15 protein-coding genes and 2 tRNA genes are annotated in these 14,358 nt (G+C 67.7%); 9 read left to right on the top strand and 8 right to left on the bottom strand.

What is annotated here, in order from left to right; genetic code table 11:
* Positions 1-2: 2 nt before the first annotated feature.
* Positions 3-1,142 carry a sialate O-acetylesterase gene (locus J2W14_RS12055; protein WP_307462832.1) on the bottom strand — a complete coding sequence of 380 codons (1,140 nt, stop codon included), beginning with the start codon at positions 1,140-1,142 and terminating at the stop codon, positions 3-5.
* Between the two features lie 195 nt (positions 1,143-1,337).
* Between J2W14_RS12055 and J2W14_RS12050 the strand changes: the two genes are divergently transcribed.
* Positions 1,338-1,997: a mechanosensitive ion channel family protein gene (locus tag J2W14_RS12050; RefSeq protein ID WP_307462680.1), complete on the top strand. Its 660-nt coding sequence runs from the start codon at positions 1,338-1,340 to the stop codon at positions 1,995-1,997.
* A 4-nt stretch (positions 1,998-2,001) separates the two neighbouring features.
* Positions 2,002-2,460 (top strand): globin, encoded by a 459-nt coding sequence (locus J2W14_RS12045; RefSeq protein WP_307462677.1) that lies wholly within the window; start codon positions 2,002-2,004, stop codon positions 2,458-2,460.
* Positions 2,461-2,568: 108 nt separating this feature from the next.
* Here the strand turns inward: J2W14_RS12045 and J2W14_RS12040 are convergent, their stop codons facing one another.
* Positions 2,569-2,859, bottom strand: coding sequence for a hypothetical protein (locus J2W14_RS12040; protein WP_307462675.1), 291 nt, complete (start codon positions 2,857-2,859; stop codon positions 2,569-2,571).
* Between the two features lie 206 nt (positions 2,860-3,065).
* A complete protein-coding gene (locus J2W14_RS12035; protein ID WP_307462673.1) occupies positions 3,066-3,725 on the bottom strand; it encodes a hypothetical protein in 660 nt (219 codons plus the stop codon).
* A gap of 63 nt (positions 3,726-3,788) precedes the next feature.
* On the opposite strand from J2W14_RS12035, the gene J2W14_RS12030 reads away from it, so the two are divergent.
* Entirely contained in the window at positions 3,789-4,769 is a 981-nt protein-coding gene (locus J2W14_RS12030) for an acyl-CoA thioesterase (protein WP_307462672.1), read from the top strand.
* Positions 4,770-4,896: 127 nt separating this feature from the next.
* Here J2W14_RS12030 and ettA read toward each other — a convergent pair whose 3' ends face one another.
* Positions 4,897-6,579 carry an energy-dependent translational throttle protein EttA gene (gene ettA / locus J2W14_RS12025; RefSeq protein WP_307462670.1) on the bottom strand — a complete coding sequence of 561 codons (1,683 nt, stop codon included), beginning with the start codon at positions 6,577-6,579 and terminating at the stop codon, positions 4,897-4,899.
* 111 nt (positions 6,580-6,690) lie between these two features.
* Entirely contained in the window at positions 6,691-7,260 is a 570-nt protein-coding gene (gene ssb, locus J2W14_RS12020) for a single-stranded DNA-binding protein (protein ID WP_307462669.1), read from the bottom strand.
* Positions 7,261-7,540: 280 nt separating this feature from the next.
* Between ssb and J2W14_RS12015 the strand changes: the two genes are divergently transcribed.
* Positions 7,541-7,616: transfer RNA gene (locus J2W14_RS12015), tRNA-Arg, on the top strand.
* 82 nt (positions 7,617-7,698) lie between these two features.
* On the opposite strand, the gene J2W14_RS12010 is transcribed toward J2W14_RS12015, so the two are convergent.
* Positions 7,699-8,715, bottom strand: coding sequence for a magnesium and cobalt transport protein CorA (locus tag J2W14_RS12010; RefSeq protein WP_307462667.1), 1,017 nt, complete (start codon positions 8,713-8,715; stop codon positions 7,699-7,701).
* Positions 8,716-8,931: 216 nt separating this feature from the next.
* On the opposite strand from J2W14_RS12010, the gene J2W14_RS12005 reads away from it, so the two are divergent.
* Entirely contained in the window at positions 8,932-9,477 is a 546-nt protein-coding gene (locus J2W14_RS12005; RefSeq protein WP_307462665.1) for a LapA family protein, read from the top strand.
* A gap of 24 nt (positions 9,478-9,501) precedes the next feature.
* Entirely contained in the window at positions 9,502-10,152 is a 651-nt protein-coding gene (locus J2W14_RS12000; protein WP_307462663.1) for a GNAT family N-acetyltransferase, read from the top strand.
* Here the strand turns inward: J2W14_RS12000 and map are convergent.
* Positions 10,133-10,900: a type I methionyl aminopeptidase gene (gene map, locus J2W14_RS11995; RefSeq protein ID WP_307462661.1), complete on the bottom strand. Its 768-nt coding sequence runs from the start codon at positions 10,898-10,900 to the stop codon at positions 10,133-10,135. The genes J2W14_RS12000 and map overlap by 20 nt on opposite strands.
* Before the next feature lie 45 nt (positions 10,901-10,945).
* On the opposite strand from map, the gene J2W14_RS11990 reads away from it, so the two are divergent.
* Positions 10,946-11,626 carry a DNA alkylation repair protein gene (locus J2W14_RS11990; protein WP_307462660.1) on the top strand — a complete coding sequence of 227 codons (681 nt, stop codon included), beginning with the start codon at positions 10,946-10,948 and terminating at the stop codon, positions 11,624-11,626.
* Here J2W14_RS11990 and mptB read toward each other — a convergent pair.
* Positions 11,619-13,175, bottom strand: coding sequence for a polyprenol phosphomannose-dependent alpha 1,6 mannosyltransferase MptB (mptB, locus tag J2W14_RS11985; RefSeq protein ID WP_307462658.1), 1,557 nt, complete (start codon positions 13,173-13,175; stop codon positions 11,619-11,621). The two genes, J2W14_RS11990 and mptB, sit on opposite strands and share 8 nt — an antisense overlap.
* Positions 13,176-13,334: 159 nt before the next feature.
* Here mptB and orn point away from each other — a divergent pair, with 159 nt between their 5' ends.
* A complete protein-coding gene (gene orn, locus J2W14_RS11980; RefSeq protein WP_307462657.1) occupies positions 13,335-13,988 on the top strand; it encodes an oligoribonuclease in 654 nt (217 codons plus the stop codon).
* Positions 13,989-14,180: 192 nt separating this feature from the next.
* Positions 14,181-14,253 (top strand) — tRNA-His (locus J2W14_RS11975).
* Positions 14,254-14,358: the final 105 nt, after the last annotated feature.

Raw genomic sequence — 14,358 nt, 5'->3', positions numbered from 1 at the left:
GATTATGGCGCCCGGGGCGGGGACCCGACCATCGCGCCGTCCTGAGGCAGGCCACACGCGCTGGGCGCAGCGGCCTGGCCCAGACCGGGGTTTGCAACCGGGGCCGCCCGGATGGCCGTGCCGGCCGCAGCGGGATTGCCGCCGCCATCTGCTCCCGGAGGGCTGGTGCTCCCACCGGCCGCAACAGCTGCCCAGTACCCGGCAAGGTAGGTCTTGCCCAGGAATTCAACGCCTGCCCGGGAGAAGTGGATCCTGTCATCCACATTCACGCCGCCGGTCATGGGCGGCGCAAATCCCGAGGACGGGACCCGTGCGGGGGTTTCGCGGTGCGACCGGTCCACGTTGGCTCGGGACGGCGTGTCCGCGATGCCCTCCGGCGTCATGCCCCCCACGACGAAAGGAAGCGTCGGCGCGGCCAGACGGGACCGGAAAAACGCAATGAGCTCGTCCAGCCTCGTGCTGTATTCGGAGGTGGACATGGACGAGTTGCTTTCGCCCTGCAGCCAAAGGATCCCCTTGAGCTCAACGTGCAGGCCTGCAGCGCTCGCCGCTGCGATTCCGTCGCGCGTCTGCGTGACCGCCAGCGTGGAGAGATCGAATTCCGGAGCCGAGGCGCTACCGACAGACCAGGTGAGAGTATTCGCGGCGCTGGTGAAAGCGGTGCCGCTATGAGCTGCCGGAATAATGAGAACGCCAACGTTGCCGGCCTGGGTTTTCAGGTACTCACGGGCCAGCGTTGTGGCCGGGGACAGTCCGGGTGGCGTGTCGTGCATGTCCAGGGGGGCGGTAGCGGGCCTCAGTGTGCGGGCCTTGGACCCGTACTGAAACATTCGTGGATCCGCCGGATCGCGGTCGCCCCCGACTGGGAGCCCCCACCCGGCCATGTTCGACTGTCCCGCCGCGAGAAAAACATGCAGCTCCGTGACAGGATCCGGTGCGTGCGCGGGCACCACGCCCCCGAACGCCAGGACCGATACGTCGAGGCCGACCAGCAGCCCTCGGAACCTTTTGACCGCACTGCCAGGCACGGTTTCACCATCCCTCACTGCGCTCCGCCGCCTGAAAACTACAAGCCCGGCCCCTGGTGCCGGCAAAGCCCTTCCGGAGCATCCATGTGGATACAGTTGCACCAGGACCTTCATCATTCCTAGGCATCCGCGCGGGATGCAATGGCATCGGCCGGCCGGGGTCCGATGCGCATGTGGCCACGCTACGGCGCTAGTGTTGAATGAGACCAGAGCGTGATGCGCCCGGCGAACGCCGGCCGCCTCCCATGACGCATTGCCCGGCGATACCGGCCGGCAGCAGACACGCAGAAACAAGGAGTACCCCCGCCGATGTACAGCATGACCACGACCGACCCCATCGCCGCTCCGGATATCTCGGCCATCAACGTCCCGGGTGTCCTCATCAGCCTGGGGGTCGGCGTCGCCGTGTGGCTGATCGCGTCCTTCGTGATCGCCGGAATCACCAAGCGCGTCGCCGCGGGCAGCACCCTGTTCAAGAAGCCGCACTTCCGCTGGGTGGCTCCTGCCTTCCGTGCCCTGGACCACGAGCGCCGGGTCCAGCGGGCCAACACCATCGGTGCCCTGCTCAGCAGCGTGGTGGGCGTGCTGGTGGCCGTCCTCACCAGCGTGTACGTGCTCAAGAACCTGAACGTGGATGTGGCGCCGATCCTGACCAGCGTCGGAATCCTCGGTATCGCCATCGGCTTCGGCGCCCAGCAGCTGATCCGCGACTTCCTGGCCGGTATCTTCATCACCATCGAGGACCAGTACGGGATCGGCGACATCATCGAGACCTCCGAGGTCGTGGGCACGGTCGAGGCCATGAACCTGCGGATCACCCGGGTCCGGGCGGAGGACGGCGCCATCTGGTACCTCCGCAACGGCGAAATTCTGCGGGTGGGCAACCGTTCCCAGGGCACGTACATTCCGCCCGTCACGCCGCCGGCGGACGAGGCCGACAGCGCACCCCAGCAGAAGGCCGGAGAATAGAACCATGACGATTCCCAGCGCCGGCGAACCCCGCCAGCCCAAGCAGCTGCTGCAGAACGACCCGTTCACCCAGCCCGGCTACACGGACAACTTCTACGACGCCGTCGGCGGCCACGAGACTTTCGTGAAGCTCGTCGACGTGTTCTACGACGGCGTGGCGACTGATCCGCTGCTGCGGCCGATGTATCCGGAGGAGGACCTCGGCCCCGCCAAGCGGCGCTTCCTGATGTTCCTGGAGCAGTACTGGGGCGGCCCGACGACGTACGGCGCGGAGCGCGGCCACCCGAGGCTGAGGATGCGCCACATGCCCTTCCGGGTCACCCCGGAGGCCAAGGAACGGTGGCTGTTCCACATGCGCACCGCCGTGGATGCCCTGGAGCTGCCCCCGCTGCACGAGGGGACGCTCTGGGACTACATGGAGCGGGCGGCCCTCTCCATGGTGAACAGCCCCTCCGGAGCCTGAGACCGGTCCGGAGGGCGCCGCGTTCCTTGCGGGCCCGCGATCAGCGCCGCCCGTGCCCCGCGGCCAGCGCGGCGCGCCCGTTGCCGGCGGCATGCACGAGGACGGCGATCACGAGGAACGCGACGAGCACCTGTCGAGCGTGACGAACAGCGGAGCGAGCCGGTGGTGCGCCAGCTGGGGCCAGTACATGTCCCAGCTCCACCAGGGCTCGTCCGGCGGGGCCACCAGCACCGCGTAGATGATGCCGGTCATCACCAGATAGAAGACCAGCGCGCCGAACAGGTGGTCCCACCACGCCGGCAGCCGGGTCCGGGGCCGGGCGGCGGATGCGATGAGCACGACCCCGAGGACGAGGTTGGACTGGACCGTGAATTCCGAATAGAGCTGGAAAATGTCCACGTCGCTGCCCGGGAGCGTCGCGTCGTATGTCTTTGGGCGAGGGCGACGAGCACAAAGGCGCCGACCGCGAAGCGGAGCATGCGGACCCAGCTGCGGTCAGGATGCAGCGCATCATTGAGGCCGAGGTGTCGCCCGACCGGGGGATCCAGCACCGATACGCCGCCCATGCGCCCAGTCAATCAGGCCGGCCGCCGCTGCCGAAGGACCTAAAGACCCGAACCGGTGCGGGCCAGGACGTGCCCGCGGGCCCCGCTGAGCCGGAACCAGCGACCGGCCCGGTAGAGCTGCTGCTCGCCGTCGGCGAGGAAGCCGAGGGTGAGGGCCGCGAAGGCGGCGCCCAGCGGAAGCCCGGCGGCGCCCGGCAGCTCCCGTCCCCAGACCGCGGCGCGGGCGTTGTTGACGATCAGGGCTCCGGGTTTGTCCGGGATGATGGCGGCGATCTCGGTAATGCCGGCTTCGGCGGACCGGCGCAGCGCGGCGTCCTGCAGCGTCGCCACGGCTTCCCACCCGGTGCGGGGCGCACCTACCCCGGCCCAGGATTCGGTGACGGTCACCGGCGGCAGCGGCAGCTCGACGTCGTTCTCCCCCGCGCGGGCCAGCCGGTCCAGCACCGCCGAGATCGGAACGGTGACATCCGTGTCCGCCGGCTGCGCCAGGGCCATGGTCCGCAGCCCGAGGATCGTCGGTGTCGATTCCCCCAGCAGCCGCGGCCGCAGCACACACACGTAGGCGGCGAGCACCGGGCCGGACGCCTGAAGACGGATGGCGCCGTCGTCGATGGACCTGGCACGGGTGGCGAAGGTGCGCAGATCGGCGAGGTCGCGGGGATCGGTGAACTGCAGGGGCTGGGTTAGGACGTCAGACACAATATCGACTCTACCGGCTGTGCCTCTTTGGGGCGGTGCCGGAGTGACGTCTAGAGTCGAACCATGACTGAAGCCGAAGCCGGATTGCAGGGACCGCCGACACAGGACCCCACCTCCTCGCTCCTCCAACTGTTGAACCTCGGTGAGCTGGAGGGTGCCCGGACGGATGAGGACATCTTTATGGGTCCCTCGCAGCAGCAGCCCCGGCACCGCGTGTTCGGAGGCCAGGTGCTTGCCCAGTCGTTGATCGCCGGGAGCCGGACGGTTCCCGAGGGGCGGGGCGTGCATTCGATGCACGGATACTTCCTGCGCCCGGGGGACGCCAACAAGCCGATCACCTTCGGTGTCCAGCGGCTCCGGGACGGCCGCTCGTTTTCGGCGCGGCGTGTCCACGCGTACCAGGAGGGCATGCCCATCCTGTCGATGATCGCCTCGTTCCAGGACGAGGACGAGGGAATTGAGCACCAGTCCGAGATGCCGGCCGGCATCCCCGGGCCGGAGTCGCTGCCCAGCACGGCGGACCTGCTGGGTAAGTACGACCACCCCGTGGCCCGTCACTGGGCCTACGAGCGGCCCTTCGACATCCGGCACGTCGACCCGGCCCTGTACGTCTCGGCCAAGGGCGACAAGGAACCGCGCAATGCCGTCTGGATGAAGACGTTCGGGCCCATGCCGGACGATCCGGAACTGCACCGCGCCGCCCTGGCCTATGCCAGCGACTACACCATCCTGGAGTCGATCCTCCGCAAGCACGGGATGAGCTGGATTACCCCGGGCATGTCGGTGGCGAGCCTGGACCACGCCATGTGGTGGCACCGGCCGGTCCGGGTGGACGAGTGGCTGCTGTACGTGCAGGAATCTCCCAGCGCCCAGGGCGCCCGGGGGCTGGCGACCGGCAGGATCTTCAGCCGTGACGGACTGCATGTGGCCACCGTGGCGCAGGAGGGCATGATCCGGGTTCCGACGGACCTCAAGAACAAGGTCAGGGGCGCCGTCCAGTCCAAGGTCCTGCAGCACCAGATGCGCAAGGCCGAACGCGCCTGATCCACTGCAGCCTGATCCACCGCGCCTGATCCCGTCCGCCGCGGATCCTGCCTGCAGGTGACAGGCCAAAGGCCGGCTCCCCCAGTGGGGAGCCGGCCTTTTCTGTTCCGCGTGGTGCCTTGCGGGCTTAGTCGCGGGTGAGGCGGCGGTGGGTCACGCGGTGCGGCTTGGCTGCATCCGGGCCCAGGCGCTCGACCTTGTTCTCCTCGTAGGATTCGAAGTTGCCCTCGAACCAGTACCACTTCGAGGGGTTCTCCTCGTCGCCTTCGTAGGCGAGGATGTGGGTGGCCACCCGGTCCAGGAACCAGCGGTCGTGCGAGACCACGACGGCGCAGCCCGGGAATTCGAGCAGGGCGTTTTCGAGGCTGCTGAGCGTTTCGACGTCGAGGTCGTTAGTGGGCTCATCGAGGAGCAGCAGGTTTCCGCCCTGTTTGAGGGTCAGTGCGAGGTTCAGGCGGTTGCGCTCACCACCGGAGAGCACCCCGGCCTTCTTCTGCTGGTCCGGGCCCTTGAAGCCGAAAGCGGCGACGTAGGCGCGGGAGGGCATTTCGACGTGGCCGACCTGGATGTAGTCCAGACCGTCCGAGACAACTTCCCAGAGGGTCTTGTTCGGGTCGATGCCGCCGCGGCTCTGGTCGGCGTAGGAGATCTTGACGGAGTCACCGATCTTCAACTCGCCGCCGTCGAGGGGCTCAAGCCCGACGATGGTCTTGAACAGGGTGGTCTTGCCGACGCCGTTGGGGCCGATGACGCCGACGATGCCGTTGCGCGGCAGGGTGAAGGACAGCCCGTCGATCAGGGTGCGGTCCTCGAAGCCCTTCTGCAGGTTCTTCGCCTCCAGGACGAGGCCGCCCAGGCGCGGTCCCGGCGGGATCTGGATCTCTTCGAAGTCCAGCTTGCGGGTGCGGTCGGCTTCGGCGGCCATTTCCTCGTACCGGGCCAGGCGGGCCTTGGACTTGGTCTGGCGGCCCTTGGCGTTGGAACGGACCCACTCGAGTTCCTCGGTGAGGCGCTTGGCCTGCTTGGCGTCCTTCTTACCCTGGACTTCCAGGCGGGCGCGCTTCTTCTCGAGGTACGTGGAGTAGTTGCCCTCGTAGGGGTACAGGTGTCCGCGGTCCACTTCGGCGATCCACTCGGCCACGTGGTCGAGGAAGTACCGGTCGTGGGTGACGGCGAGGACAGCGCCGGGGTAGTTGGAGAGGTGCTGCTCGAGCCAGAGCACGCTCTCGGCGTCGAGGTGGTTGGTGGGTTCGTCGAGGAGCAGCAGGTCCGGCTTCTGGAGCAGGAGCTTGCAGAGGGCGACGCGGCGGCGCTCACCACCGGAGAGCAGGGTGACGTCCGCTTCCGGCGGCGGGCAGCGGAGGGCGTCCATGGCCTGCTCGAGCTGGGAGTCGAGGTCCCAGGCATCGGCGGCGTCGATCGCTTCCTGCAGTTGACCCATTTCCTCAAGGAGGACATCGTAGTCAGCGTCGGGGCTGGCCATCTCTTCGGAGATCGCGTTGAAGCGCTGGATCTTGCCGATGATCTCGCCGACACCTTCCTGGACGTTGCCCAGGACGGTCTTGTCTTCGTTCAGCGGCGGTTCCTGCAGCAGGATGCCGACCGTGTAGCCGGGGCTGAGCCGGGCCTCACCGTTGGAGGGAGTGTCCAGTCCGGCCATGATCTTGAGAATGGTGGACTTACCTGCACCATTCGGGCCGACGACGCCAATCTTGGCCCCCGGGAAGAAGGACATGCTTACGTCATCGAGGATGAGTTTTTCGCCAACGGCCTTGCGGGCCTTGGTCATTGTGTAGATAAATTCCGCCATGCCTACAAATCTAGTGGTTCCGCCGGGATAACTCACATTCATGCCGTCGGCATCCACCACCTGCCGCGGCCCGGTGCCGGCCCCACGAGGTGTGGCGCCGGCGCTGCCCGGTCAGGCGGCCGCCCCTTTCAGTTCACCGGTTTCCTCATCGAGCTCCTCTTCTTCGCCGCTGATGTCGTCGACGAAGACACCGCGGGCGGCGGGCACGTCGTCGTCGTTGTTCTCGTTGTAGTCCCGGTCGTAGTCCTGGTCGCCCTCCTCGCGGTTGCCGTCCGGCGGGAGCGCCGCCAGGCCCGACGGTCCGGCAGCGGCCTGCGGACCGCTGGCGGCCGTGCGGATGAAGTTGGCGGAACCCCATGTGAGGTCGTGACCGACGGAGTCGGCGTCGATTTCAGCCGAGTGATAGATCCGGCCGTCATGTTCCCAGCTCCTCAACTTGAGCCGTCCGACGACGATGACCTTCTGGCCCTTCTTGACGCTGCAACCGATGTTTCCGGCCAATTGCCGGTACCCCTGGACCCTGAACCAGTTGGTGTTCCCGTCAATCCAGGCGTTCGTGGCGCGGTCGTAGCGCCGTTCGGTGGAACCCAGCCGGAAGTTCGCCGTCGCCACACCGCCGGGCGTCGTCGAACTCTTGGGCTCCGTGGCAACGAAGCCACGAACCGTGATGCTGTCGCTCATGCTCATGTCCTGTCTCGAAATGTCGTGCCCTAGCAGGCTCTTTCAGCTTCGCGCCAGGGACGACCGTCCGCGAGGGGGCAGATGCGCCATGTGGATAACCCGGCCCGTGCCGACGGGCAGGGCCAGTTTCTGAACGGGCTTCCACGTGTCGGAACGGCCGGGTGTTTCGGCGCGGCCGGGTGTTTCAGCGCGGCCGGGTGTTGCTGACAGCGGACCCCCGCAGGGCACGGTAAACTTTTTGAGGCGTCCCCCGGCAGCAGCCGGGCTGGTTCGCCGACGTGCCCCAGTAGCTCAGGGGATAGAGCAGCGGCCTTCTAATCCGCCGGTCGGGGGTTCGATTCCCTCCTGGGGCACCAGAGCGCGGTTCTGGCCTGCCGGACTTTCCGCAGGCCAGAACCGCGATCCCTACCGGCCCGTGCGCACCCACGCAGCGACGGACTAGATCCACTTGTTGCGCTTGAACGTCCAATAGAGCAAGCCGCCCATCCCGATCATCAGTCCCAGCGCCATCGGGTAGCCGAAGACCCAGTCCAGTTCGGGCATGCTGCGGAAATTCATTCCATAGATGGTGCCGATCAGCGTCGGTGCGAACAGGATGGCCGCCCATGCGGAGATCCGTTTTACCTGCTCGTTCTGGGCGTAGCTCGACTCCGTCAGCAGGCGCATCTCGTCGTTCTGCCGCTGGGCCACGAGTGCCGCGTTGACCGCGAGGGCGTTTTGCAGCAGGGCGCGGAAGGCCGCGACCCGCTCACTGAGCCGCAACACATGGTCCAGGACGTCCCGGTAGTGGTCCTGCAACTCGGGGCGGGGCTGGTGGTCCGGGGCTTCGGCCATCAGTGACTGCAGGATCATGGTCAGAGGCGCCGTCGCCCGCTGGAACATAATGACCTGGCGGGAGAGTTCGTAGATCCGGCGGGACACGCCCGGGTCGGCGGCGAACAACTCGTCCTCGATTTCGTCGACGTCGTTTTCCAGGCCGGCCGCGACCGGCTCGTACTCATCCACGACCTGGTCCAGGATCGCGTAGAGCACTGCGTCCGGACCGAGCGCCAGGAACTCAGGCTGGGATTCCATCCGGCGGCGGACCCGGGCGAGGTCCGGTGATTCGGCCCGGCGGACGGTGACCACAAAATCGGCCCCGCGGAAGACATGGATTTCGCCGAACTCCACCTTCTCCAGGTCGTCAAGGTAGCGGGCCGGGCGCAGCACCAGGAAGAGCGTTTCGCCGTAGTGTTCCAGCTTTGCCCGCTGATGGCCGGCGAGCGCGTCGTCCACGGCCAGGTGGTTGAGGTCGAACTCCTGGGCCACGGACAGCAGCTCTTCCGCGTCGGGCCGGTAGAGCCCGATCCACGCCATGCCCTGGCGCTGCCGCAGAATGAAGTACGTCTCGTCCAGGCTCTCCGGGTCCGCGGTCCGGTAACCGTTCACGTACACCGCGTTGTCGATAATGCTCACGGCAGCGCCTCCTCCACCAGGCATCCCTTGGCTGCGACGCTATACCGTCGTCCGCACCGTGCCAACAGCCCGTACCCGCTGCCCACCATTTGCCGCAGCGCGCCCTCTGCGCGCAAAACCGCCCGGCGGCCTTCGGCACTCTTAGGATGGAGAGGACCGGCAGGGACACCAGGGGCAGCCTGTGCATCCTGCCCGCAACTGAAAGGTACGGCCGCCATGACCCAGACACCCCGCGGATTTGACCCCCACGATCCCAACAGTCCCAACGGTGCGTCGCCCACCCGCTCCCCCGGGGCGGCTGACCAGTACCCGGAGGCGGCTGACGTCCCGGCCGGGTCCGCCGAGGCGGGCTACACCACGGGCGTCCCGGCGGGCGGCACAGATCTTGTGTCCGGGGCGCCGGCCGCCGCAGCACCGGCGCCGATTGAGGAACCTGCCCGGACCGGGAGGCCCGAAACACCGGCGCCCGCCCCGGAACCGCGCCAGGTGACCCGCGCCGGCATGGTCTGGGCCGCGGTTGCCTGCGCGCTGGTGGTGCTGATCCTGCTCATCGCCTTCATCCTGCAGAACCAGGAATACGTGCAGGTGAAGTTCTTTGGCCTCCAAGGCTCCGTTCCGCTGGGCATTGCCCTGTTCATCGCTGCCGTCGGCGGCGGAGTGCTCGTCGCCATCGCCGGAGCCGCCCGCATCATTCAGCTGCGGGTCGCCGCGCATCGTGAGCGCGTCAGCCGCCAGGCCGGGACGGGGACGCGAAAGCGCTGACACCGGCAGGAGCTGACCTCTTCCATGAATGATCCAGGCCCCCGCGGGCAGGGAGCCCTGACCACCGCGGCGGCGGACTGGCCCGACGTCGAGCGCCTCTTTGGCGTCCGCGGCGAGCCGTCGCGCTGCTGGTGCCGCTTCTTCGCCCTCACCGGCACGGAATGGTCGGCGTCCACCCCGGAACAGCGGAAAGGCCAGCTGCGGGCCAGGTTCGACGGCGGCGGCCCGGCTCCGGGGGTGCTGGCCTTCCGCGGCGGGAACCCGGTCGGCTGGTGCGCCGTCGAGCCCCGCGGCTGCTACCCCAGGATCCTGCGCTCGAAGGTTCTGGCAGCGGCGGCCCCTGAGGCGGTCCGGGACCCCGGCGGGCAACAGCTGTGGTCCGTGAGCTGTTTTGTGGTCTCCCCCGGCCAGCGGCGGACCGGAGTGGCCGGGGCGCTGCTCGCCGCCGCCGTCGGGCACGCCTTCGCCCACGGCGCGACGGTGGTGGAGGGTTATCCGGTCGACCCCGCGCAACGGCCCAAAGCCGGCCCTGCCGACCTCTATCACGGCACCCTGGGCCTGTTCCTGGCTGCCGGATTCGACGTCGTCAGCGACGCCGTGCCCGGCCGCGCCGTCGTCCGCCTGCCCTCGCCGCCACAGGGCGCCGCCACCGGCCCTAAGGCAGGGTCAGGATGACAGGCCCGTCCTTCGTGATGGCCACGGTGTGCTCGCTGTGGGCCGCGCGGCGGCCGTTGGCCGACCGGAGGGTCCACTCGTCGTCGTCGTGGAAGTAGTCGTCCTTGCCGCCCAGGATCAGCATCGGCTCAATCGCGATGACCAGCCCCTCGGTCAGTTTGATGCCGCGGCCCGGCCGGCCGTCGTTGGGAACGTGCGGCTCGGCGTGCATGGTCCTGCCGATCCCGTGGCCGCCGTGGTCCGCCAGCAGCCCGTAGCCGGCGCGCCGGGATGCCCCGCCGATCGCGTAGCCCAGGTCCCCCATCTTGTTCCCGATCCGGGCGGCCTCGATGCCGCGGGCCAGGGCGGCCTCGGTGGCGTCGATCAGGGCCTGGTCCACGGGATCGGCGGCGCCCACGATGAAGCTGATCGCAGCGTCCCCGCACCACCCTTCGAGGAACGCCCCGCAGTCCACGCTCAGCAGGTCGCCGTCCCGGAGCCGGTAGTCATTGGGGATGCCGTGCACGACGGCATCATTGACGGACGTGCAGATCACCCCGGGAAAGGGCACCGAGGCCCACCGCGGCTGGTAGTTCAGGAAGGCAGGCGTCGCCCCGGCGCCGGCAATGGTCGCCGCGGCCAGCTCGTCCAGTTCCTTCAGGGACACGTCGACGGCGGCAGCCTCCCGGACGCGTTCCAGCGTATTGGCCACCACCCTGCCGGCTTCGCGCATCAGGGCAATCTCGGCGGGGCTCTTGATCATCGACATGCCTTCAACTCTAGGGCCAAGCCGGAGCGTGGCTAAAGTTGCCCCATGGCCAACCGTGAACTCATCTCCGCGATCCGGTCGGCGCTACGGGCCGCCGCCGATCCGGCCCGGGCCGCGGGGGCGCAGGCCTACCTGAAGTCCGCGATGCCCTCGCTGGGCGTCCGGGTTCCTGAGGTGCGGGGGATCGTGAAGGGCGCCGCCAAACAGCTGCCGCCCGGTTCCCTCCCCGAATTGCAGTCCACCGTGCTGGAGCTGTGGCGTGGCGCCAGCTGGCGGGAGGAGCGCTACGCCGCCATCGACCTCACCGGCCTGAGGCTGGCCGCCGGTGAGATGGGCATGCTGCCGCTGTACGAGGAAATCATCCGCAGCGGCGCCTGGTGGGACCTGGTGGACGGGGTCTCGCACCGGCTCTGCGAGCTGCTGCAGAGCCACCGGGAGGACATGTCCGGCGTGCTCCGCCGCTGGAGCACGGACGCGGACTTCTGGATCCGGAGGGCGGCCATCACGGCTCAGTTGGGCGCCAAATCCGCGACGGATCCTGCCCTGCTTGCGGCCGTCATCGAACCCAACCTGGCCGACCGCGAGTTCTTTATCCGGAAGGCGATCGGCTGGGCCCTGCGTGACTACGCCGCCACGGATCCGGATTGGGTCCGGGCCTTCGCGGCGCGGCACGGGGAGGCACTGAGCCCGCTCTCCCGCCGGGAAGCCCTGCGGAAACTCAGATGACCGGGCGGGTGGTGACCGGTTCCTCGGACTTGCTGAAGAGCAGCTTTGTCTTGGGGTCGAGGAAGATCAGGTAGAGGGCGAAGAGCAGGGCAATGATCGCGGCGGCGTTACGCGCCAGGGCGAGGGCCAGGCCGAGATCCGCTGTCTGCAGGTAGGGGAACACTTCCAGCTGGTCCGAAATCGCGTACACCATAAAGAACGACACGATGAAGTACAGGGCCTTGACTTGCCAGTCGTCGCGGATGCCGGTGACGGCGAAGAGCGGAATAAGCCAGACAACGTACCAGGACTGGATCATCGGGGCCAGCACGACGACGGAGGCGAAAGCCAGGGTGAGGCGGCGGATCAGCCGGTCGTAGTCGCCGCGGAAGATCTGCCATGCGATGATGCCGAGCGCCAGCAGCTTGCCGGCGTCATACACCCACTTTGCCAGCCCCCAGCCGTCGAGTCCGAAGGCGTTGAAGATGGAAGCGACCACCAGGCCCAGCAGCCCGACCGGGGCGTACCAGATCCAGATGCTGCCCGGGGCGGAGAGGCCGTTGATCCAGCCGAAACCGAAGCCGTTGACCAGGCTCATGGCGTACAGCAGGGCCAGGCTGATCCCGGCGGTGAGCCCCCAGAACACGAACTTCCGCGGCCAGCTGGCGTTCTTTCCAGCCCAGAGGAGGCCGATGAAGGGCAGGAAGACGATGGTGATGGGCTTGACCGAGATGGACAGGGTGACCAGGACCAGGCCGAGGATGACGCGCCGGGTGGCGCAGTAGTACAGCCCGGCCAGGGCCAGTCCGATCATGAGGGCGTCGTTGTGGACGCTGGCGATGAAGTTGGTGAGGAAGAGCGGGTTGGCGGCGGTCAGCCACAGGGCGCGGTGCGGGTTGACCCCGTGCAGTTCGGCGAGCTTGGGCACGTAGATGATGCACAGCACGATGCCCACCAGCGCGGCGAGGCGGAACAGCATGATGCTGGCTTCCGGGTGCACGTTGGTGGACCAGACGACCAGCTGCTCGATCCAAAGGAAGAGCTGCCCGTACGGCACCGGCGCCTCGGTCCACATCTTGTCGGCCCCGAGCTGGAAATAGTTCGACAGCGCGGAGATGCCGTTTTCGTACGGGTTGAAGCCCTCCACCATCAGGCGGCCCTGCCCGATATAGGCGTACACGTCGCGGCTGAACAGCGGTACGGAGAACATCAGGGGCAGCCCCCACAGGACGACCGCCTGCAGCGTGGCCTTGCGGGCCTCCGCTCCCCAGACCCGCACCCGCTGGCCGAGCCTGAGCCAGGCGCGGACGAGCAGCATCCCGCCGACGGCCAGCAGCACAATGCACAGGGCGACGCCGACGGCTTCGGTACGCATCCAGATGAACAGCGGAATGCGGCGGAGCTCGGAAGCCGGCGCCAGCCAGCCCACGCCGAGCGAACCGATCGCCATCAGCAGGGAGCCGACGAATCCCGCCAGCAGCGGTGAACGGGCATTGTCCACTTCAGCAGCGGTTGCCGCCGGGGACGTGCCGGCAGCCGTTTTCCCCGCCGCAGGCACAGGCACCGTCATCTCAGGATCGTCCAATCTGTTGTGGGGCTCTTCCGCGCGCTCTGCCAGCCGTGGGAACCGGCCCGGGGCACGCCGCGACAACGAAAAAATTTCGACGCCCGCGTACCCGAAATCCTAACATCGGGCTGCCCTGCGGTGCCGGAACGGTAGGCTGGGCGCGTGCCTATATCTAATGAACGCATCGTCTGGATCGACTGCGAAATGACCGGCCTGGACACCATCAACGACGCCCTCATCGAGGTGGCCGCGCTGGTGACGGACTCGGAACTCAATATCCTCGGCGACGGGGTCGACGTCGTCATTAAGCCAGATGACGCGGCGCTGGCGCAGATGAACGACTTCGTCCGCGACATGCACACCCGCTCCGGGCTGCTGGCGGAACTCCCGCACGGCAAGACCATGGCGGAGGCCCAGGCCATCGTCCTGGACTACATCAAGAAGTGGGTGCCGGAGCCCAAGAAGGCCCCGCTGGGCGGCAACTCGGTGGGAACGGACCGTGTCTTCCTGGTCCGTGACATGCCGGACATCGTGGAGCACCTGCACTACCGGGTCATCGACGTGAGCACCATCAAGGAACTGTCCCGGCGCTGGTACGCGCGGGCTTACTTCCAGTCCCCCGCCAAGCTCGGCGGCCACCGGGCCCTCGGCGACATCCAGGACTCCATCGACGAGCTGCGGTACTACCGCGAGGCCGTGTTCGTCCCCGCCCCCGGGCCGGACAGTGCCACGGCGCAGCGGATCGCCAGGAAAGTCATGGGCGTCGCGGAGGAACCGGCACCCGCCGAGGCGTCCTCCGGGACCCCGGCGCAGTAGCGCCTGTGCTGACCTCGCGGCTGACCCCGCAGCCGGCCCGGCGGCCGGACCGCGGGAGTAATCTGCGCCACGTTTGCGGAAAATTTTGGTGAAAACCCGAAAAGTGGCAAAAGCAGCCCCGAAGAGCAGGTAAGCTATTTGTCGTTGCCTTTTCAGCCAGCCGGTTCGCCGGAAGGCATGGCGGGGCACATGGTGGGCGTAGCTCAGTTGGCAGAGCGCCTGGTTGTGGTCCAGGAGGTCGCGGGTTCAACCCCCGTCGCTCACCCTCATGAAGGACGGCAGTAATTGTCCGACCTTAGACGAAGGCCGTACCGGATATCCGGTGCGGCCTTTGTTGTCTGTCCATGGAACCGTGAACGGAAGGAACCGC

Origin of the sequence: Pseudarthrobacter oxydans (genome assembly GCF_030812335.1) — a bacterium.
Lineage (GTDB): Bacteria > Actinomycetota > Actinomycetes > Actinomycetales > Micrococcaceae > Arthrobacter > Arthrobacter oxydans_B.
This window is presented reverse-complemented; position numbering and strand designations above follow the sequence as displayed.